We start from the raw sequence: 19,507 nt of genomic DNA on the forward strand, positions 1-19,507 counted from the left end.
TTATTCACTTTTTTGCCCTTTACCCTTCATCCGTCCGCTATACCAAAAACCCACTGTCAAACTCGCTGCGTCGATGACGATCAGCAGGATGGAGTCCGTATATCCTTTGGAAACGGAAGCGGCGATCAACGCCACGGTCAAGGCAAGTCCGATATATCGATTGTAGGTGACCCTCGAAAAGAATACGACGAGGAGGCCGGGCAGGAAGGCTGCCAGAATGATCTTGGACACAGTCAACTCTCCTTAAGGAAGGAATATCAACTAGTTTAACGGATATTCCCTGTTCTGGAAAGAGTCATCAGGCCCCCGATGATAGAATCCGCTCCGTCCTCTCCTTCAATTCACTGTGAGGGATGAACTTCTCTGCAAGCATGTCCGGCAAGACGTACTCAAGGAAGTATTTCACACTCGCAAGCTCCTTGAATTTAATGATCGTCGAAAGGGCTTCCTGATAGATTTCCATGAACAGCGGCTCCGGATTTCCTTTTTGGATCTCACCAAATGATTCATACAGAAGATCGACTTTGTCGGCTACGGATAAGATCCTGCCTTCAAGCGTCTCGTCTTTCCCTTCCTTGAAGCGGTTCCTGTATACATCGTGGAATTGAGGGGGGAATTCTGTCGTGATGAATTTTTTGACCATCTGATCTTCAACCTGGCTGAACAGTTCCCTCAGTTCCTTCGAGGCATATTTCACAGGCGTCTTGATATCTCCGGTAAAAAGCTCTGCATAGTCATGATTCAGTGCCTTTTCATATAGGGACTTCCAATCGACCTCATGCCCCTCCTGTTCTTCCACGGTTCCTAGAAATTGCGCAATCTTCGTCACCTTGAAGGAGTGGCTGGCCACATTATGCTGATGATATTTGAATCGACCCGGACAGCGGATGAGCGTCTCGAGGTCTGATAGACTTTTAAAATAGTGATGGATCCCCATTTCGATTCTCCTCTCTAAGGCATACTATGATGATTTGGATGTATTGCCAATGGCAGAAGCCCTTAGCCATAGACTTCCCCGCTCACCTGAATATAAAACAAATCCCCCTTACACGGTGCAAGGAAGGATTTGTTGATTCCATATTAAATCAGTCTGACCGATACGACCCCTTCTATGCCTTCAATCTTCTGCTTCAGGCCCGCCTGCTCTTCTTCCGTCAGGACGTGGTCAAGATCGATCATCGTGTAGGCCCATGTAGCCTTGCTTCGATTGATCATGTCAGCAATATTGACAGCAAACCCAGAAAGGGCGGTGGTGATCTGGCCTACCATGTTCGGGATATTTTTGTGCATGACGGTGAGTCTCATCTTCCCGCTATAGGGAAGTTCGACATCAGGAAGATTCACGGCATGCTTGATATTCCCGGTCTCCAGATAGGTCTTCAACTGCTTCGTCGCCATGACGGCACAGTTCTCTTCCGATTCCACCGTTGAAGCCCCAAGATGGGGAACCGGGACGACATTCTTCATGGAGAGGACCCGGGGATTCGGGAAGTCGGTCACATATTTACCCACCGTCCCGGACTCGAGCGCCTGCCCGAGGGTACTTTCATCCACAAGCTCACCTCGTGAGAAGTTCAGGATGGTCATCCCTTCTTTCATCTTGTTGAAGCTCGATCCGTTCACCAAACGATTCGTCTTATCCGTCAGCGGGATGTGGAGGGTGACGAAATCGCACTCCGCCCATACTTCATCGATGTGCATGGCACGGTTGACATCGCGCGAAAGCCTCCAGGCCGCATCCACTGAAATGAACGGATCATAGGCAACTACGTCCATTCCCAGGGCCAGTGCATCATTGGCAACGAGGACACCGATGGCACCAAGGCCGACAACGCCCAATTTTTTACCTTTGATCTCACTTCCGACAAACTCCTTCTTCTTTGCTTCCACAACAGCTGCCACATCATCCCCATGTTCCTGGAGGGTTTGTGCCCATCCTACTGCGGAAAAAAGATTCCTAGATGAAGCAATGAGATTGGCAAGGACAAGTTCTTTCACCGCATTGGCATTGGCACCAGGCGTATTGAACACGACAATCCCTTTTTCCGTACACTCATCGATGGGGATATTATTCACACCGGCACCTGCCCTGGCAATGGCTTTCACAGATTCGGGAAACTCGAAGTCATGGAGATTCTTGGATCTCACAAGAATGCCATCGGGATCACCGCTTCCGTTCAGATAATAATTCAAATCTTCTTCAATAAGGGACAAACCTCTTTGACTGATGGCATTGAATGTATTAATGGTCAACATGTGATGTTCCTCCTTGGTCTGCTTCGAATTCTTTCATGAAATCAACCAGTGCCCTCACTCCTTCAAGGGGCATGGCGTTATAGAGGCTAGCCCGCATTCCGCCGACGGAACGATGACCTTTCAGGAACTCGAATCCGCGCCGTTTCGCCTGTTCCAGGAAGAGTTTATTCACTTTATCACTGGCCGTGGTGAACGGGATGTTCATCAGGGAACGGCTCGCTTCCGGAACAGGGTTGGAGAACAGACTGGATTCATCAATACAACTATAGAGCAATCCCGCTTTTTCCCGGTTTAGTGCCTCCATGCCTGCAACACCACCGTTTTCCTTCACCCACTCAAGCACGAGCTTAAGCACATAGATAGCGAATGTAGGAGGTGTATTGAACATGGATCCGTTCTCCACATACGTTTCGTACTTCAACATGGTCGGGCATGTCTCCGGTGCTTTTCCGATGAGATCCTTGCGGACGATGGCAACAGTCACCCCGGATGGACCAAGGTTCTTCTGAGCCCCTGCATAAATCAAACCGAACGAAGACACATCGATCGGTTCCGAGAGGATATGGGATGACATATCCGCCACGAGGGGAATGCCGCCTGTTTCGGGATAAGAGGCGTACCTCGTACCTTCTATTGTATTGTTGGACGTGATGTGGACGTACGCCGCCTCAGGAGAGAAATCTTCTTTCGTATAAGCGGGAATGTCTCCCGGTGACTCTATTCGATGGATGGTTCCGATTTTTCCCGCTTCCTTGACGGCTTTCTTCGACCAGCTTCCCGTCACGATGTAGTCAGCGACACCATGTTCCGCAAGAAGATTCATCGGGATCATGGAAAACTGCAGAGAGGCGCCTCCTTGAAGAAAAAGAACTTCATACTCTTCAGGAATGTCCATAAGCTCCCTCAGCAATGCTTCAGCACCCTGGATGATTTCTTCGAACGGACCGGAACGATGACTCAACTCCATGACAGACATGTCAGTCCCGCTGTAGTTCAATAATTCTTTTTGTACTTTTTCCAATACTGGACGGGGAAGAACCGCTGGACCTGCAGAAAAATTGAACACTTGCTTCAACAAAAACACCACCTGCACATTCGTTCAGAATTTTCCCAAAGTATAAGAAGAAACACGGTATCCGTCAACAACCCTGACGAACGAAGAAAACGCTTACGAAGTAAGATTTTAAGAGATAGCGCAAAAATCGTTGGGTTCTTATTGTTTTTGGAATAATCACTTAACCATAAAAAATAAGACAGCAAAAGCTGCCTTATCCTGTCAGTATATCTTCTTTTGGATAGCGGATCTTCTCTTTACCCGGCCGTGAGAGGGAGTAGGCGAGTGTCAACGGACCCATCTTCCCTGCGAACATGACGAAGATGATGACCCACTTCCCGACGGTGCTCAACTCCGGACTGAAGTTCATGGACAAGCCCACGGTTCCGAAAGCCGATACCACTTCGAATAGTAGCGTGAGGAAATCCGCTCCTTTTTCCGAGATGGTAAGGATGAACAGGGACCCTACCACCAAAAGGACGCTAAGCGTGGAGATCGCAAGGGATTTCAGGATGACCGATTGATCAATGGAGCGCCGGAAGATCTTGACTTCTTTTTTATCCCTCAAGAAGGCACCGACCGCTAGAAGGATCATCAGGAATGTCGTAAGCTTGATCCCCCCGCCTGTAGAGGCGCTCCCTGCTCCGATAAACATAAGAAGGACTGTAAAGAAAAGAGTCGGACTTTCCATTTCCCCGTAATCAAGTGTATTGAACCCTGCCGTCCTCGGTGTAACTGCCTGAAAGTAGGAAGCCAACCCTTTGTCACCGAGAGAAAGAGGGCCGAGGGTACCCGGGTTATTATATTCCAGGACGAAGATGACGATCGTTGCCACAACATTGATCAACAGCGTACCCAAGATCATGATTTTCGAATGGAGGGACAGCTTCTTGAACGTACGGGATTTCCATGCGTCCACCAACACCGTGAACCCCACTCCGCCGATAATGAAAAGGAATGATAGCGTGAAGGTGATGACGGGGTTCCCCACAAACCTCATCATGTTGTCGGGCCACAAGCCGAAGCCGGCGTTATTAAAAGCAGAAACAGAATGGAACAGACTATAAAACAACCCTTCTGACCACCCGTATCGGGGCACCCACTGAGTAGCGAGGAACGTCATTCCGATCCCTTCCACCAGCAATGAAAAGATGAAAAGGTATCTCACGAGCATGATCACCCCTCCAACAGAGGTCTGATTCAACGACTGCTGTAGCAACAGCCTTTCCTTGAATCCGATTTTCTTCCCGAGCATCATGACGATAAGGACGGCGAACGACATGATGCCCAGTCCCCCAAGCTGTATGAGGCACATGACGACAATCTGGCCGAAAACGGTGTAGACGGAGCCGGTATCGACAACGGCAAGCCCCGTCACCGTCATGGCTGAAGTTGTGGTAAAAAGGGCTTCGAGCCACGTGATTGGCTCAGTCGTCGAGATGGGAAGCTTCAACAGAGCCATTCCCACCATGATGAAAAAGGCGAAGACCGCCACCAGCAGCTGCGGTGGACTTAAATGAATGACCCTGTATTTCATGGTTATACCCCTTCTTTTTCGAATCGATTGATATCGCGATTATGTCCGATGACAATCAACAGATCTTCCAGTTCAACCGTATCGTCAGCGCTAGGTGAGACAATGACTTCATCCCCGCGATGGATGGCAATGATATTGCATCCATACCGTGCCCGGACATCCAGGTCCATGAGCGTGCGGTTCGCGACTTTGGATGAAGCCCTGACCTCTACGATGCTGTGCTCCTTAGAAAGCTCGATGTAATCGATGATTTTCTCCGATGTCATATGGTGAGCGATTTTCTTCGCCATATCCCGTTCAGGATGGATGACCTTATCGGCACCGATCCTTTCAAGCACTTTTTGATGATACGCGTTTGAGGCCTTCACCCAGACCTCCTTGACACCCAGCTCTTTCAGAAGCAGTGTCGTCAGGATGCTCGCCTCCACGCTTTCCCCGAACGAAACGATCACGTGATCGAAGTTACGTAGTCCCAGGGACCTCAAAACGGACTCATCCATGGCGTTGGCCTGGACGGCGTGTGTCGCCACATCCGCGTAGCGCTGAACGACCTCTTCGTGCAGATCGATTGCCAGTACCTCTGTATCAAGCCTGCTCAATTCCTCCACCAGGTTCCCCCCGAATTTTCCAAGGCCGATAACGGCGAATTGCTTCTTCATGATGTACTCCTCCAACTGAACGTTACTGATATTTTCGTATCTTTTGTTGTTTTCTACTTGTTCATTCATCTTCCATGATGAATCGTGCTGATTCAAAAAATGACGGCACAAAAAAGACCGCAGGAACTAAGCCTGTGGTCATCGTCAATGCGATTCCAAGGTTCATTCACTCCCATTTACGCTTACGAGGTTAGCTGACGGATTCGGGCCATGGAAGCAGCCCTACCTTAAAAGGATTCACCCCTGTATGAACTCGGGTCCCCCGCTTCTGTAAAGAATTAAGCGATGATATGATCAAAAGCAACCAGCTTTGATGATAGATATATTACTCCTAGACCCATTCGTTGTCTATAACTATTTTAGTCTTTTTTTCGCGGAAAATGAGATATGGATGAACCACCATCATTTACTTGCTCCGCCCATGGTTTCGAAGCCTTCATTTGGGGAATATTGCTTATAAAATGCAAACTGAAGGGAAGAAGTAGCCATGGCTGACATTACATCGGTCCTGCCTTCCGGTAAGGACAATTCAAAGGATATCAAACCCTGGATCAGGGGGTTCGCCCGCATAGGATTCATATCAAGGGGGCTCGTCTACATGCTGATCGGCGCCCTCGCCGTCATGGCGGCATTCGGAGTGGGCGGCAGCACATCCGACTCGAACGGGGCCTTCGCAGCCATTGCATCAAAGCCTTTCGGTGAGGTATTATTATGGATCGTCGGCATCGGACTTCTCGGCGTGGTCATCTGGAGCCTCATCCAAGCCATTACCGATCCCGAATACCACGGGGACCAGGGAAAATCCATCGTGCGGAGGGTGACCCACATCTTCACGGGTGCCGCTTACGGGATCCTCGGCTTCAATGCCATCGCCATCGCCCTTCACGCCAAAGGCGGCTCCAGTTCCGAGCAGACCATGTCTGCAAAGCTCCTATCCCAACCTTTCGGTCAGTGGATCGTGGGCATCGTCGGGCTGGCCATCATCGGATTCGCCCTTCACGAACTGTACTCTGCGTATACAGAAAAATTCGCGAAGCAGTTCAAGAAAGGCAGCATGTCAAAGCACGAGTGGAAATTCAGCAAAAGGACAGGAAAAATCGGCCTCACTGCCCGAGGCATCGTATTCCTTCTCGTAGGCTACTTCTTCATCCGTACCGCCATCACGGCTGATCCCGATAAAACCAAGGGACTGGACGGGGCACTATCCGAAATTGCCCAGCAGCCTTTTGGACAATGGCTGCTCGCCATCGTGGCAGCTGGACTGTTCCTCTACGGGGTCTTCGAGATCCTCAGAGGGAAGAATCGACATTTAAGCATATTCTAAGCCCATCACCGGGCTTTTTTATTTGAAAAGAGGTATCAACTATGAAGACATTATGGACGAAATACAAGAGCATATCCCTGATCACGAAAATCACCGTCGCCCTGATCCTCGGGGTCATAGCAGGCGTGACCTTCGGAGAGCACGCCGCCTCCATTTCCATCCTGGGGGACATCCTTATCCATCTCCTGTCGTTCCTGATCATCCCCCTTATCCTCTTCACACTCATGACAGGTGTGAACCAAACAAGCATCAAGGAACTCGGGAAAACGGGGAGCAAAGTGTTCCTTTACTATCTTCTTTCATCCGCCTTCGCCATCATCGTGGGGTTGGCTGTCGCGAGCATCTTCCAACCAGGGACCGGAATGGAGCTCGACCAATCCCAGTCATTCGATGTTCCCGATGATCCGGGCTTGAAAAGCGTCTTCCTGTCGATCATTCCAGACAATATCATAAAAGCCTTCACAGAGCTTAACCTGTTGGGGATCATCTTCACTGCCATCGTGTTCGGGACCGCCATCTCCTATTTGCGTTCCACGAAAGAATACGGTGAACTGGGGGAGCACGTATTCAAAGTCATCGAGGGACTCAATGAAGCGAGTCTCGCCATCATGAAGGCGATCCTGCACTATCTCCCTATCGGCATTTTCGCCATCATGGCCAAAACGGTCGGAGAACAGGGTGCAGGGACACTACTATCCCTCGGCAACATGATCATGGTCCTGTATATCGCACTCATCGTCCAGCTGCTTCTCTACACCGTTGCCATGATCATGGTCAAGATTAACCCCCTTTCGTTTTATTCAAAGGCACGCACTCCCATGATCACTGCCTTTGTGACACAAAGCAGCACCGGCACCCTTCCTTTATCTCTTCAGGCAGCCAGGTACATGGGGATTCCTAAAAGCCTCTATGGATTAAGCCTTCCCCTCGGGGCGACAATCAACATGGATGGTGCCGCGATCCGCATTGCGGTATCCGCGGTCTTCGCCGCAAACGTCGTCGGTGATCCGCTGAGCCTGACAGATATGGCTCTCGTCGTGGTCGTCGGAACCCTTGCCTCCATTGGAACGGCAGGCGTACCGGGAGCAGGCATCCTCATGATTGCCACGGTGTTCACCCAAATCGGCCTTCCCATGGAAGCCGTTGCCCTCCTGACCGCCATAGATGCCCTCGTAGGCATGGGCTGCACTGCCATCAACATTACCGGTGACCTTGCAGGAACGTCGATCATTCATCGGTTGAGCGGTAGAAAGAAATAGCGAAAGAGGCTGTCGTTATGTGCGACAGCCTTTTTGGTAGGGATAAAAATGAGGAGATTGGGGTGGATATTGTTTTCTACTACACAGGTATCAGAGTTGATTGGAAAGTGGGGAACACCTTTCGTCCCCCTAGCTTTAACCGTGATTCCTATTTGTTGCCTGCTTGTGTATGGGACCGTTCCTTTTCGCTGCAGACGCCTGCTTTCCTGCGGGAAGGGCGTCAATCCTCCTCGTGTCTGCGGGGTCTTGCCACTCCTTCTTTTCCGCTGGAGTCAGGCGTCTTCCGCTTCAATCCACTCTTAAGTTGGGGATAAAGTGAGCGTTTACTTCTTCTGCAAGTTATCAGAGCCAATTGGTTTATCAGGGAGACGCTCTTCGTTACCCAAACCGGTTTCCTTCATGATAGTGTGCTTCGGTATGGGACTGTTCCTTTCCGCTACAGGCGCCTGCTTTCCTGCGGGAAGGGCGGCAAGCCTCCTCGTGCCTGCGGGGTCTTGCCACTCCTTCTTTTCCGCTGGAGTCAGGCGCCTTTCGCTTCAATCCACTCTTTGGTTGGAGATTAGGGATAAAGGAACCTTAGACTGGTGGGTCAATTGTAAGGAATAAGTCTTTCTCATACGATTTTGGGAAGGATGAGGATGGTATCCCCATCATAAAGTGCAGCGATACGGAACGGTTCTCTCTTTTCACTCCAGCCTCTACCTGCTAGTTGGGAATGAAGATAGCCCTGTCACCAACTCCTTTGAGTAGAGCACTCCATCTGCCTACCACTAAAACGTGCAGTGCAGCGGAGGGAGACCGATTCCAACGGGAAATAGCGGGCAGGGTGAGACCCCGCAAGCATGAGGAGGCTCATCGCACGCCCCGTGGAAAGCGGGCTCCGTAGCGAAACGAAACGGTCCCATCTTTTCACATCACCCCATAGCAACTAAATTGTATGGAGGTAGCCCTCTTGAAAACTCTCATAGGTGTAGTGTAGAACTGAATCAAGCTTCTACCACACAGTGCAGTGAAGCGGAGGACGGCCGACTCCCGCGGGAATAGAGGCATGGTTGAGACCCTGGAGGCGCAGCCGAAGCGGCTCAACTGCCTCCCCGCAGGAAAGCGGCCGTCCGCAGCGGAACGGAACAATCCCCTCTACCCACCACCACAAAACAAAGCTTATCCAGACCCCTACCACCAACAAAAAAATCCCCCACCGGCATCAAACCAGCGAGGGATTTCCCTTATCCTCCAAGGAACACAGCGCCGTACACGAGCGCCCCGCCGATCACCAACGCAGGACTAACCTTCCACCTCTCCAACAAGAGATAGCTGGCAACCCCGATGATCAACGTCTGCACAATCCCGATCCCACCATACGAATCCACAAGGAATTCCATCGTCATGATGCCAAGAAGGATCGCAATCGTCGGCCTGACGATCGTTGTCATGTTCTTCACCTTAGGAGAATCTTTAAACTTCATCAACAACCCGAGCAAGAACAGCATCAGCAGAAGCGAAGGAGCAATCGTCGAGAACAACCCGATCGCGGCCCCCAGTACACCGCCCTGCTGATAGCCGATATAGCCGGCCATTTTCGTATTGATCGGACCCGGAAGCGCATTGGCAAGGGCGAGCATTTCACTGAACTGACTATCCGTCAGCCATCCGTACCGGTCCACGACCTCCGCCTGGATGAGGGGGATCGAGGACGGCCCGCCGCCATACCCTAAAATATTCGGAACAAAGAAAGCCATGAAAATATGCACATATGTCATGAAGCTTTCACCTGCTTTTCATTCACAGGTTTCTTGGACATAAGGGCAAGCCCGAGTAACACTGCAATTACAATTCCCGGGTGAACCCCAAGTCCTGAGAGGAGCAAAAGGCTCACTGCCAAAAGTCCGATTGTGATCTTCCAGCCAAGGCTCTTTTTTGACTTTTTCACAAAGTCCCACGTCAGGACACCGAGCATGACCGCGACCACTGGGACGACCGCCTGAGACATCCCGTGGACCCACGGGCGGTCTTTATAGGAATTCAATGCCGTCAGCATCAGGATCAAGAGCAGGACGGTCGGGACGCTTGTGGCGATGATGCTCACGAGCATGCCCAGCACTCCCCCGACCCGATGCCCGATATAACCGGCCATCTTCGTTGCAATCGGTCCAGGCAGGGCATTTGCCAAAGCGAGGGTATCCGAAAACTCATCGTCACTCATCCATTTGTATTTCTCGACTACTTCTTTATGAAATAGTGGTATGGAGGAAGGACCTCCCCCGAATCCAAGCATCCCTACGCGGAAAAATGCCAGAAATAACTGCCACTGTTTCATTCATCACACCTCATTTCAATCGTTAGCGGGGTCTCCTACCAAGCGGAGATGGCCCCGTCCGTACGGGATTCCGTCCCTCCCATTAAAACACCATTGGTAGGGTTTCTCCAAATGATTTGCCCCCGGCCAAATGAACCGTGATCGGTCGCGACCAGAATCTCGTGACCGCGCCGGGCAAGTGCTTGTGCGATGTGATTCGGGAATGTCGGTTCGACAGCTACCTGTTTCCCCTTCATCCACTGCCATCTTGGTGCATCGAGGGCAGCCTGTGGATTAAGATGAAAATCAATGGTGTTCATGACGACTTGAAAATGACCTTGAGGCTGCATGTAGCCTCCCATGACGCCGAATGGCCCTACAGCTTCACCTGCTTTTGTCAGGAAGCCGGGAATGATCGTATGGTATGTCTTCTTTCCAGGTTGAAGGGCATTCGGATGCGCCGGATCCAAGGAGAAATCATGACCGCGGTTTTGCAGTCCGATCCCGGTGCCAGGCACCACGATTCCGGATCCGAAGCCCATGTAATTGCTCTGAATGAATGAAACCATATTCCCTTCCCCATCAGCAGTGGCTAGGTATACGGTTCCCCCTTTGGGAGGCTCATATTCCGTCGGGGTGATGGCGTCTTCCCCGATGACAGAGCGCCTTGCTTCGGCATATTCTTCGCTCAGGAGATGCTGAACGGAAACGGGCATATCCTTCTCTTCTGTGATGAACGCTTTTCCGTCGGTAAAGGCGAGCTTCATGGCTTCGATTTGTTTATGGTATGTATCGATGCTCTCCTTCTCCGTGACGTCAAAGCCCTTCATGATGTTCAGCCCCATGAGGGTGACAAGGCCCTGGCCATTCGGTGGGATTTCCCACACATCGTATCCTTTATAATCAGTAGAAATCGGATTCACCCATTGTGGTCGGTAGGAGGCAAGGTCCTCTTTTGACAAGAAGCCTCCGCCCTGTTGGACAGCTTCAGCTATTTGTCCGGCCAATTCACCCCGGTAGAAGCTTTCTGCCTTCGTTTCGGCAATGGAGCGGAGGGTTTCCGCATGACCTTTCGAAGACCATACTTCCCCGATTTCCGGAGCCCTTCCTTCGGGGGCAAAGGTGTCGAACCACGCTTGATATTCCTCCCCTTTGAAAGATTCGCTGAACTTCTTATGGGCGAGGCTCCAATACTTACCGAGTACCGGGCTGATTGGATACCCTTCTTCTGCATAGGCGATCGCCGGTGCCAACACCTCGGTCAATGGCAGTTTGCCGAAGCGTTCCGAAAGTTCTGCCCATGCCGACGGAGCTCCCGGGACCGTGATGGGAATCGCGCCGTGTACCGGCATGGTCTCGTGTCCTTTTTCCTTCACAGCCTCAATGGAAATGGATGCAGGGGATGGACCACTTGCATTGAGTCCGTGAAGTTCTCCCTTCACCCATACAAGGGCGAATGCGTCCCCACCGATTCCGTTCGAAGTCGGTTCGACGACGGTCAGGGCTGCAGCCGTGGCGATGGCTGCATCGATGGCGTTCCCTCCTTTTTGGAGGATCTCCAAACCTGCCTGGGAGGCGAGGGGCTGAGAAGTCGCCACCATTCCTTTTTTGGCAAACACTGTGTTACGTATGGAGGAATACGGTTGATACAGGTGATCCATATTCATAAAACCTCACGTCCTTTTTCTACATGATGACAGGCGACAAAATGCTGATCGCCCATGTCCCGCCATTCGGGTTTCTTCTGTTTGCATAGGTCTGTAGCGATGGGACATCGCGTATGGAACGCACAGCCTGATGGTGGATTGGCCGGATTTGGAATCTCCCCCTCCAGGCGGATGCGCTTACGGTCTTTTTGAATGGAGGGCCTTGGAATCGATGATAATAGTGCTTTCGTATAAGGATGCAGCGGATTGGTATACAGCTGTTCCGCTGAAGCTAGTTCAGCCGTATTGCCAAGGTACATCACCATGACCCGGCTGCAGAAGTAGCGGACGACACCGAGATCATGGGAGATGAAGAGATACGTCAACCCATATTTGGACTGGAGGGTCTTCAGGAGCTTCAGAACCTGCGCCTGCACAGATACATCGAGTGCCGACACAGCTTCATCACATACAACAACGGAGGGATTTAACGCAATGGCGCGGGCGATGCCGATCCGCTGACGCTGACCTCCACTGAATTCATGGGGTAGACGATCATAGTGATCTTCCTTCAGTCCGACCTCTTTCAATAAGTCTATCACTTTCTTCTTGCGCTCAGAGGCTGAAAGATCCGTATGGATGACAAATACTTCTTCAAGTGCCGCTCCGATCTTTTGCCTCGGGTTCAGGGAAGCGTATGGATCCTGGAAGATCATCTGCATCTGCTTCTTGAATGGAAAACGCTGTCGATTCGAGAGGCTCTGAACCTCTTTCCCCTGGAAGATGACCTTCCCGTCCGTGACATCCTCAAGCCCGAGGATCGTACGGCCGAGGGTTGACTTCCCGCACCCTGATTCCCCTACGACTCCAAGGCTCTCACCTTCGAATAACTCAAGGGAGACCTCTTCTACGGCCTTCACATGACCTTGGATGCGTTTCAGCATCCCGCCTTTGATCGGGTAATATTTTTTGACTCCTTCGAGTTTAAGAATGGACGGTTTCTCTCGTAGTGCAGACATCCTCATCAGCCTCCTGTAGCCAGCATTTCACCTTGTGTTCACCCGCCACGATGTATTCAGGCGGTGTCTCGGATTTACAACGGTCCATTGCATATGGACAGCGGGGGTGGAACCTGCAGCCGCTGATCTGCTCATCGATGTTCGGCAGGGATCCCGGTATCGCTTCAAGTTCAAAGTCCGGGTCATCCAGGTTCGGGACCGAGTTAAGCAGCCCCTTTGTGTAGGGATGCTGTGGATTTCCGAAGATGGACTCCACGTTCCCCTCTTCAATCTTTTCTCCTGCATACATGACCATGACGCGATCAGCGACTTCAGCGACGACACCCATGTCATGGGTGATCATCATGACGCCCATCCCGTACTGCTCTTTCGCGTCCTGGATCAGATCGAGGATCTGGGCCTGGATCGTCACATCCAGTGCAGTCGTCGGTTCATCGGCAATCAGGAGCTTCGGGGAGCAGGCGAGGGCGATTGCAATCATCACCCGCTGCCTCATCCCGCCGCTAAGTTCATGGGGATACTGCTTCATCCGTTTTTCAGGATAGGGAATCCCTACTTGCTTCAGAAGATCGATCCCTTGTCTGTTTGCCTCGCTCTTACCGATCTGTTTATGCAGCATCAGCGGCTCCCTGAGCTGGTAACCGATCGTGAGGACCGGGTTCAAGGCAGTCATCGGTTCCTGGAAGATCATCGACATGTCCTTTCCCCTGATCTTCCTGAGCTGCTCTGGTGAATAGGTAACAAGATCATTCCCGGCGAACTCAATACTTCCCTCTTTAATCGAGCCATTGCTTGGAAGCAGCCCCATGACGGAGAGGGAGGTGATGCTCTTCCCGCATCCCGACTCCCCTACGACACAAAGCGTCTCTCCTTTTTTCACCGTGAAGGAGATGCCCCGCACGGCAGATACTTCTCCGTTAGCTGTGCGGAAGGCTGTGACCATATTCTTTACAGATAATAGATCTGTCTTCATCGTTATCCCTACTCTCTGTAAACGTTATAGAGTTTCCAAGAACCTGTCGGATCGAGCTTCAAGCCTTTGACGCTCTTATCGGTTGCGGATGTATTCACACCGTGGTTCATGACGACGATCGGGGCATCTTTCACGATCAGCTTATTGGCTTCATCAAGCTTCTTCGCACGGACATCTTCGTCGATATTCTCACGTGATTCGTCCACAAGCTTGTCGAAGTCCGGGTTGTTATACTGAACGCGGTTGGATGATCCGATATTGTCTGAATGGAAGTTCGGGTAAAGAAGCTCACTACCATCAGAGGTCGAGTTCGCCCATCCTAGGAATGTGATATCGTACTTGCCATCGCGTACCGTATCAAGGAATGTACCCCATTCCATGGATTCGATCTTCACGTTGAAACCTGCATCCTGAAGCTGTGACTGGGCGATTTCAGCCATGAGCATATAGTTATCACGATTCGGCGTCAGGATGGTGAGTGCTTTGCTTCCAAAGTCGTTCTTCTTCACCATTTCTTTTGCCTTCTCAGGATCATAGGCATATCCTGCATCATCTGCAGAGGCGTCGTATCCGAATACTTTCGGACCGATGAGACTGTTACCTTCAACACCAAGGCCGTTCATTTTCTTCACGTATGATGCACGGTCAAGGGCATATGCCACTGCCTGACGGAATTCAGGATTATTCATCGGCTCTTTACTCATATTGAAGCCCAGATACGATACTGGAGTCCCTTCTTCCTTGGAAACATTGACGTTCTTCAGCGCTTCGATCCGTTTGACCTGTTCTGTCGGAAGGGCATCAAGGAATTGAACCTTCCCTGTTTGAAGCATGGAGATCGCCGTGGATACTTCCGGAACGACCTTGTAGGTTACTTTATCGAGTTTGGCAGGGTCTCTCCAGTAGTCTTTGTTTTTCTCAAGAACGATCTGATCGCCAGGCGTCCAGCTCACGAATTTGAATGGACCGGTTCCGACAGGCTCTTTCATGAGATCCTGGGATTGATCCGCTTCAGGGCTGACAATGGCTGCGTTCGAGTGGCTCAACGCCGCAAGAAGGGGTCCATACGGATACTTGGTCTTGATCTCCACAGTGTAGTCATCGACCACATTCACTGACTCGATCGGCTCTAAGAGTGAAGCCCGTGGCGCAGCCGTCTTCGGATCTCTGAATTTATCAAATGTATATTTGACGGCTTCAGCATTAAAGTCCGTACCGTCCTGGAACTTGATGTCTTTCTTCAATTTGATGACCCACGTCTGATCATCAGGCGTTTCATATGATTCTGCGAGAAGTGGTTCAATTTCATTTGTCTTGATGTTTCGTTCGAACAATGTCTCATACACTTGATCGATGACATTTGCCGATACGGAATCATTCGTCATGATCGGGGAGAGTCCTACGGCATCGGATGTTGTTGCATAGGTCAACTCCTGGGCTGCGCTTCCCCCGCTCTTCTTCTGTCCGCCCCCGCTACAGGCAGCGGTTACCATCATTACGATTGCGACTACTAGTACCAACCATTTCTTCATCTCTTCATTCCTCCTCTTATTATTGGTTCAAGTTCATATTCGGATCGAGGGCATCCCGAAGGCCGTCCCCGACAACATTGAAAGCAAATACGATCAGCATGATGGCGATACCTGGCACGATGGTCATATGAGGTGATGTCCACATGAAGTCCTGCCCTTGTGAGATCATTGCTCCCCACTCCGGTGTCGGAGGCTGAGCCCCGAGGCCGAGATAGCTGAGGGAAGCGGTGGACAGGATGGCCGTCGCCATCCTCATCGTGGCAAATACGATGATCGGTGCCGAGCAATTGGGCAGGATGTGCTTTACAAGGATCCGGAAATCACTCGCACCGAGGGATTTCATCGCTTGCACATACTCCTGTTTTTTCACGGTTAAGACCGATCCCCTGACGATCCGCGCACACGTCGGGATCGACCAGATCGAGATGGCGATGGCCACATTCACAAGGCTTGTGCCAAGAACGGCGATGATCAGCATGGCCAACAGGATCCCCGGGAATGCAAATAGAAGGTCGACAATCCGCATGATGATACCATCAAGCCTCTTATAGTAACCTGCGAGTAACCCAAGGGTCACCCCTCCCGCCAATCCAAGGCCGACTGCTGTAATCCCCACCAATAGGGAAATCCTTGCCCCGTATACGATCCTGCTCCACAGGTCGCGTCCGAAGTTATCGGTCCCGAGGAAATGGCCTTCCGAGAAGAGGGGCAGCTCGCTTTGTGCCAGATTCTGCTTGAACGGACTATGTATCGTGATGACTGGTGCGGCAATGGCCATGACCACTTGAAGCAGGATGATGATGAGGCCGATGATGGCCAGCTTATTCTTCAGCAATCGTTTCATGGTGGTGACAAACGTACGGTCTTTTTTCTTTTTCGTCTGGATGGCTGTTGTAGCAGCCACAGCTTCTGCACTCAATTGCTTCTCCCCCTCTATTAGTCGTAACTGATCCTAGGATCAACGAAGACGTAGATGATATCGACGATCAGATTAACGAGAACAAACAGCGTTGCGACCAGGAGTACCGATCCCTGTACCATTGGGAAATCCCTTGCGGCGATGGCATCGATCATCAAGCGGCCGACGCCGTTGATGGCGAATACCTGCTCCGTGATGATGGTTCCGCCAAGAAGGAAACCAAAGTTCAATCCGATGACCGTGATGACCGGGATCATGGAGTTTTTCAATGCATGGATCCAGACGATCGTCTTTTCTTTCATCCCCTTCGCTCTTGCGGTCCTGATATAATCCGCCCGGATGACCTCAAGCATGGAGGATCGACTCATTCGGGCAATCATGGCAGCTGATCCTGTCCCAAGCGTGATGGCCGGGAGGATCAATTGTTTAAACCCTTCGGCCGTCCAGAACGGGGCGTCCAGTCCTCCCACCGGCAGGATTTGCAGGTTCACCCCGAAGACGAGGATGAGGAGTGCACCGAGCCAGAAGTTCGGGATCGAGATCCCTGCGAGTGCAACCACTGTACTCGATACATCCAACCAGGAATTTTGCTTCAGTGCCGATATGATTCCCGCACCCAATCCGATGATCACAGCCACGATCATACTGGCCACGGCCAAGTTCAGCGTATTGGGGAACCGGACAGCGAGAGCTTCTGAAACGGATTGCTTCGTCTGATAGGAATACCCGAAATCCCCTTGGAAAATATTCTTCAGATAGTCCCAATACTGCACTAGGAATGGGTCATTCAATCCCAGGCTATCCCGGATGGCAGCGATATCCGACTTTGTTGCCGTCGGTCCTCCGATGATCGATGCCGGATCACCAGGTGCCAGGTGCATGCTACCAAATACCAAAAATGAAATACCCACCAGTAACAGCAGGAGTTCTAAAAATCTTCGTCCAATCATTGCAGCCACGTGGACCCTTCCCCCTTTATGAAATAGAGAATATAAGCATTTCGTTTGTTAGGTAAAATATTTATTTAACCTAACAAACGTAACCGTAATTACGATAAATCCGATTATATCGAATGCCGAAAGAAAAATCTATACATTTTTCTAAAAAATAAATTTATTGTGAATATTCACTAATTGTTAGCGTTTTCACTGGTATATAAAGAATAAAGAGTGTACTTTTCCACAACTCCTCCATGACTATCGGCGCATAAAAATGTCACCATGTGCATATTTAGTCGCACCCATAAAAAAAGAACCCAACCATCGTTGGATTCTTCCTGTTCCTTATAGTTTCAAACCGCTGCGGCTTTTAAATCTCCGGAGAAGGATGTGACTCTCCACCCGTGTGATGCCCTCCAAAGAATACAGTTCATTGTTGATGAATTGTTCAAGGGCCGCGAAGTCCTCCACCAATACGTGCATATGTAGGGTACTGGGGCCTGTCATCTGATAGCAGCTCGCCACCGTGGGGTTGTCAGCCAGATTCTGAGCCACTTCCACGAGGAACGCAGGCTCGCAGTCCACCTCGAAGAAGGCCGAAACCCGCTTCCCCACTTTCTCCGAATTGATGACAACGCTGAAGCGCTCGATCACGCCGTTATCCTTCAGTTGATGAACCCTTTCCCTTACCGTCACCCTGGAAAGTCCGAGTGACTTTCCTATATCGGCATAGGATAACCTCCCGTCTTCTGTCAGGAGCTGCAGTATTTTTCGATCTGTCTCATCTATTTTCATTCCAACACCTCTCAGTTTCTGACCCTCAATCGTATCACTATTATATCGATAAACTAGTCTTGTGCAAGTATTTTATCAGAATCTTCCAATAAAGTAACACTAAAAAAGAGGGTTGAGAAAAATAAAAAGGGACCATATAAGTAGAAACAATATCAGTTTAGGTTCTTTACACCGCTTATGATTTCCGTGCAAGACTTCGCTTTCCGCGGGTAGCCTGTGAGCCTCCTCGGCAAGCCTGCGGGGTCTCACATCAGCTACTCTTCCCGCTGGAGTCTACGTCTTGCTCTCCAATCAACCGCTGGAAACAATGAAATCTTTATAGTGATACATAGTAAAAACCGAATTCATTTGCCTTGTCGCAGACAAAAGAATTCGGTTTTTCTAAAATTAAAACACGTTTGTCCCAGCCGTGTTCCACTACCAGTCCAATTTCAGTAAAAAGTCCTTCACATCTTCATACACTTGCTGTCGCTCCTGATCCAGGGTAATAATATGACCTGATTCCCCGTACCATTTCAATTCCTTCTCTTCACTGAGGATCTCATCATGGATCTGGAAGGCACTTTCTTTATAGAGAGCAGCATCCTTGTCTCCCTGCAGGATGAGGGCCGGATCCTTGATGGAGGAGAGGCGTGAGCCTGTATCATCGATGAACGATTGAAGTTCATCAAGAAAGCTCATGTCCCTTAGTGCCAGTTCATCCATCTCTTCCTTCCGCAGTTCTTCCTGTTTTCCTTCAAATGTCTTGAATCGCTCCGCATAACCAATGACCCTGTCCGTAAGATCAATACGACTCTTCCCCTTGGTCGGTGCGCACATGGAAACCAGCCCGGCTATAGGATGCATCATGGCAAGGCGCAGGGCGAATGTACCCCCTAAGGACACACCGGCCACAGCAATCTTATTGTATCCCAGCTCCAGGAGATACTGATATCCCTCTTGAGCACTTCTCCACCACTCATCTGGTGTTGTTTGGATCAGGTCTTCTGCTTCCCAGCCGTGACCCTTATACAGCGGTGCGTGACACGTGAATCCAGCTTGCCGAAGGACCCTGCCAAGCCCCTTCACATCAACCGTCGACCCTGTAAAGCCATGGAGGAGAAGGACGGCCCGATCCCCTTCTTTATATGTAAATGGTTTTGGCGCCACCACTTTCATTTCGCCATTCCCCGCTTTCTCTTTTGGATGATTTCATTATAGGCGAAAAGCATCCCTCTGAATAATGCCTGACAGACATCGATTTCATGCATAACAACCATTAGAAGTCATTGTCAATCAGGTGTATGATGGAATTAAAAAC

18 protein-coding genes and 1 riboswitch are annotated in these 19,507 nt (G+C 50.5%); of the genes, 2 read left to right on the plus strand and 16 right to left on the minus strand.

The genetic code is table 11. The annotated features are described in order from the left end of the window. From K6T23_RS18515 to K6T23_RS18540, 6 genes are all read right to left on the minus strand, one after another. Positions 1-231 carry a CsbA family protein gene (locus tag K6T23_RS18515; protein WP_053429111.1) on the minus strand — a complete coding sequence of 77 codons (231 nt, stop codon included), beginning with the start codon at positions 229-231 and terminating at the stop codon, positions 1-3. Positions 232-298: 67 nt separating this feature from the next. Further along, entirely contained in the window at positions 299-937 is a 639-nt protein-coding gene (locus K6T23_RS18520) for an HD domain-containing protein (protein WP_053429110.1), read from the minus strand. Between the two features lie 143 nt (positions 938-1,080). Next, positions 1,081-2,256: a phosphoglycerate dehydrogenase gene (locus K6T23_RS18525; RefSeq protein WP_056540386.1), complete on the minus strand. Its 1,176-nt coding sequence runs from the start codon at positions 2,254-2,256 to the stop codon at positions 1,081-1,083. Beyond that, positions 2,243-3,331 carry a 3-phosphoserine/phosphohydroxythreonine transaminase gene (gene serC / locus K6T23_RS18530; protein WP_238282525.1) on the minus strand — a complete coding sequence of 363 codons (1,089 nt, stop codon included), beginning with the start codon at positions 3,329-3,331 and terminating at the stop codon, positions 2,243-2,245. The genes K6T23_RS18525 and serC overlap by 14 nt, the downstream gene beginning before the upstream one ends. Positions 3,332-3,524: 193 nt before the next feature. After that, entirely contained in the window at positions 3,525-4,847 is a 1,323-nt protein-coding gene (locus K6T23_RS18535; RefSeq protein WP_056540379.1) for a TrkH family potassium uptake protein, read from the minus strand. 2 nt (positions 4,848-4,849) lie between these two features. Continuing rightward, positions 4,850-5,506 (minus strand): potassium channel family protein, encoded by a 657-nt coding sequence (locus tag K6T23_RS18540; protein WP_053429385.1) that lies wholly within the window; start codon positions 5,504-5,506, stop codon positions 4,850-4,852. Positions 5,507-5,670: 164 nt separating this feature from the next. Continuing rightward, positions 5,671-5,801: riboswitch (cyclic di-AMP (ydaO/yuaA leader) on the minus strand. Between the two features lie 192 nt (positions 5,802-5,993). Between K6T23_RS18540 and K6T23_RS18545 the strand changes: the two genes are divergently transcribed. Together K6T23_RS18545 and K6T23_RS18550 are read left to right on the plus strand one after the other, a co-directional pair. After that, positions 5,994-6,830, plus strand: a complete 837-nt coding sequence (locus tag K6T23_RS18545; protein WP_056540376.1) for a DUF1206 domain-containing protein — start codon at positions 5,994-5,996, stop codon at positions 6,828-6,830. Positions 6,831-6,871: 41 nt separating this feature from the next. Next, complete coding sequence (locus K6T23_RS18550; protein WP_238282527.1) at positions 6,872-8,089, plus strand: dicarboxylate/amino acid:cation symporter; 1,218 nt, start codon at positions 6,872-6,874, stop codon at positions 8,087-8,089. Between the two features lie 1,226 nt (positions 8,090-9,315). Here K6T23_RS18550 and K6T23_RS18555 read toward each other — a convergent pair. From K6T23_RS18555 to K6T23_RS18600, 10 genes are all read right to left on the minus strand, one after another. Beyond that, on the minus strand, positions 9,316-9,849 hold the full coding sequence (locus K6T23_RS18555) for a chromate transporter (RefSeq protein ID WP_048006676.1): 534 nt from the start codon (positions 9,847-9,849) through the stop codon (positions 9,316-9,318). After that, positions 9,846-10,406, minus strand: a complete 561-nt coding sequence (locus K6T23_RS18560; RefSeq protein ID WP_053429105.1) for a chromate transporter — start codon at positions 10,404-10,406, stop codon at positions 9,846-9,848. The genes K6T23_RS18555 and K6T23_RS18560 overlap by 4 nt, the downstream gene beginning before the upstream one ends. A gap of 35 nt (positions 10,407-10,441) precedes the next feature. Continuing rightward, a complete protein-coding gene (locus K6T23_RS18565) occupies positions 10,442-12,052 on the minus strand; it encodes a gamma-glutamyltransferase family protein (RefSeq protein ID WP_238282529.1) in 1,611 nt (536 codons plus the stop codon). Further along, positions 12,049-13,050 carry an ABC transporter ATP-binding protein gene (locus tag K6T23_RS18570; RefSeq protein ID WP_238282531.1) on the minus strand — a complete coding sequence of 334 codons (1,002 nt, stop codon included), beginning with the start codon at positions 13,048-13,050 and terminating at the stop codon, positions 12,049-12,051. Before K6T23_RS18570 ends, K6T23_RS18565 begins: the two co-directional genes overlap by 4 nt. Then, on the minus strand, positions 13,016-14,023 hold the full coding sequence (locus tag K6T23_RS18575; RefSeq protein ID WP_148984690.1) for an ABC transporter ATP-binding protein: 1,008 nt from the start codon (positions 14,021-14,023) through the stop codon (positions 13,016-13,018). The genes K6T23_RS18570 and K6T23_RS18575 overlap by 35 nt, the downstream gene beginning before the upstream one ends. Before the next feature lie 8 nt (positions 14,024-14,031). Further along, on the minus strand, positions 14,032-15,555 hold the full coding sequence (locus K6T23_RS18580) for a glutathione ABC transporter substrate-binding protein (protein ID WP_238282532.1): 1,524 nt from the start codon (positions 15,553-15,555) through the stop codon (positions 14,032-14,034). A 19-nt stretch (positions 15,556-15,574) separates the two neighbouring features. After that, entirely contained in the window at positions 15,575-16,459 is an 885-nt protein-coding gene (locus tag K6T23_RS18585; protein ID WP_420493513.1) for an ABC transporter permease, read from the minus strand. Positions 16,460-16,491: 32 nt separating this feature from the next. Next, the gene (gene nikB / locus K6T23_RS18590) at positions 16,492-17,433 is read right to left on the minus strand and encodes a nickel ABC transporter permease (RefSeq protein WP_056540365.1); all 942 of its coding nucleotides are present in this window, start codon (positions 17,431-17,433) and stop codon (positions 16,492-16,494) included. A gap of 324 nt (positions 17,434-17,757) precedes the next feature. After that, on the minus strand, positions 17,758-18,207 hold the full coding sequence (locus tag K6T23_RS18595) for an Lrp/AsnC family transcriptional regulator (RefSeq protein WP_048006668.1): 450 nt from the start codon (positions 18,205-18,207) through the stop codon (positions 17,758-17,760). 417 nt (positions 18,208-18,624) lie between these two features. Continuing rightward, positions 18,625-19,365, minus strand: a complete 741-nt coding sequence (locus K6T23_RS18600) for an alpha/beta hydrolase (RefSeq protein ID WP_238282537.1) — start codon at positions 19,363-19,365, stop codon at positions 18,625-18,627. Between the last annotated feature and the right edge of the window lie 142 nt (positions 19,366-19,507).

Origin of the sequence: Rossellomorea marisflavi (assembly GCF_022170785.1) — a bacterium.
GTDB lineage: Bacteria > Bacillota > Bacilli > Bacillales > Bacillaceae_B > Rossellomorea > Rossellomorea marisflavi_B.

Coding starts and splice junctions, on each gene's coding strand:
- K6T23_RS18595 (WP_048006668.1), bottom strand. CDS start 18,207: ATGAAAATAGATGAGACAGATCGAAAAATACTGCAGCTCCTGACAGAA.
- K6T23_RS18535 (WP_056540379.1), bottom strand. CDS start 4,847: ATGAAATACAGGGTCATTCATTTAAGTCCACCGCAGCTGCTGGTGGCG.
- K6T23_RS18525 (WP_056540386.1), bottom strand. CDS start 2,256: ATGTTGACCATTAATACATTCAATGCCATCAGTCAAAGAGGTTTGTCC.
- K6T23_RS18565 (WP_238282529.1), bottom strand. CDS start 12,052: ATGAATATGGATCACCTGTATCAACCGTATTCCTCCATACGTAACACA.
- K6T23_RS18560 (WP_053429105.1), bottom strand. CDS start 10,406: ATGAAACAGTGGCAGTTATTTCTGGCATTTTTCCGCGTAGGGATGCTT.
- K6T23_RS18600 (WP_238282537.1), bottom strand. CDS start 19,365: ATGAAAGTGGTGGCGCCAAAACCATTTACATATAAAGAAGGGGATCGG.
- K6T23_RS18545 (WP_056540376.1), top strand. CDS start 5,994: ATGGCTGACATTACATCGGTCCTGCCTTCCGGTAAGGACAATTCAAAG.
- K6T23_RS18550 (WP_238282527.1), top strand. CDS start 6,872: ATGAAGACATTATGGACGAAATACAAGAGCATATCCCTGATCACGAAA.
- K6T23_RS18555 (WP_048006676.1), bottom strand. CDS start 9,849: ATGACATATGTGCATATTTTCATGGCTTTCTTTGTTCCGAATATTTTA.
- K6T23_RS18570 (WP_238282531.1), bottom strand. CDS start 13,050: ATGTCTGCACTACGAGAGAAACCGTCCATTCTTAAACTCGAAGGAGTC.
- K6T23_RS18520 (WP_053429110.1), bottom strand. CDS start 937: ATGGGGATCCATCACTATTTTAAAAGTCTATCAGACCTCGAGACGCTC.
- K6T23_RS18575 (WP_148984690.1), bottom strand. CDS start 14,023: ATGAAGACAGATCTATTATCTGTAAAGAATATGGTCACAGCCTTCCGC.
- K6T23_RS18580 (WP_238282532.1), bottom strand. CDS start 15,555: ATGAAGAAATGGTTGGTACTAGTAGTCGCAATCGTAATGATGGTAACC.
- K6T23_RS18540 (WP_053429385.1), bottom strand. CDS start 5,506: ATGAAGAAGCAATTCGCCGTTATCGGCCTTGGAAAATTCGGGGGGAAC.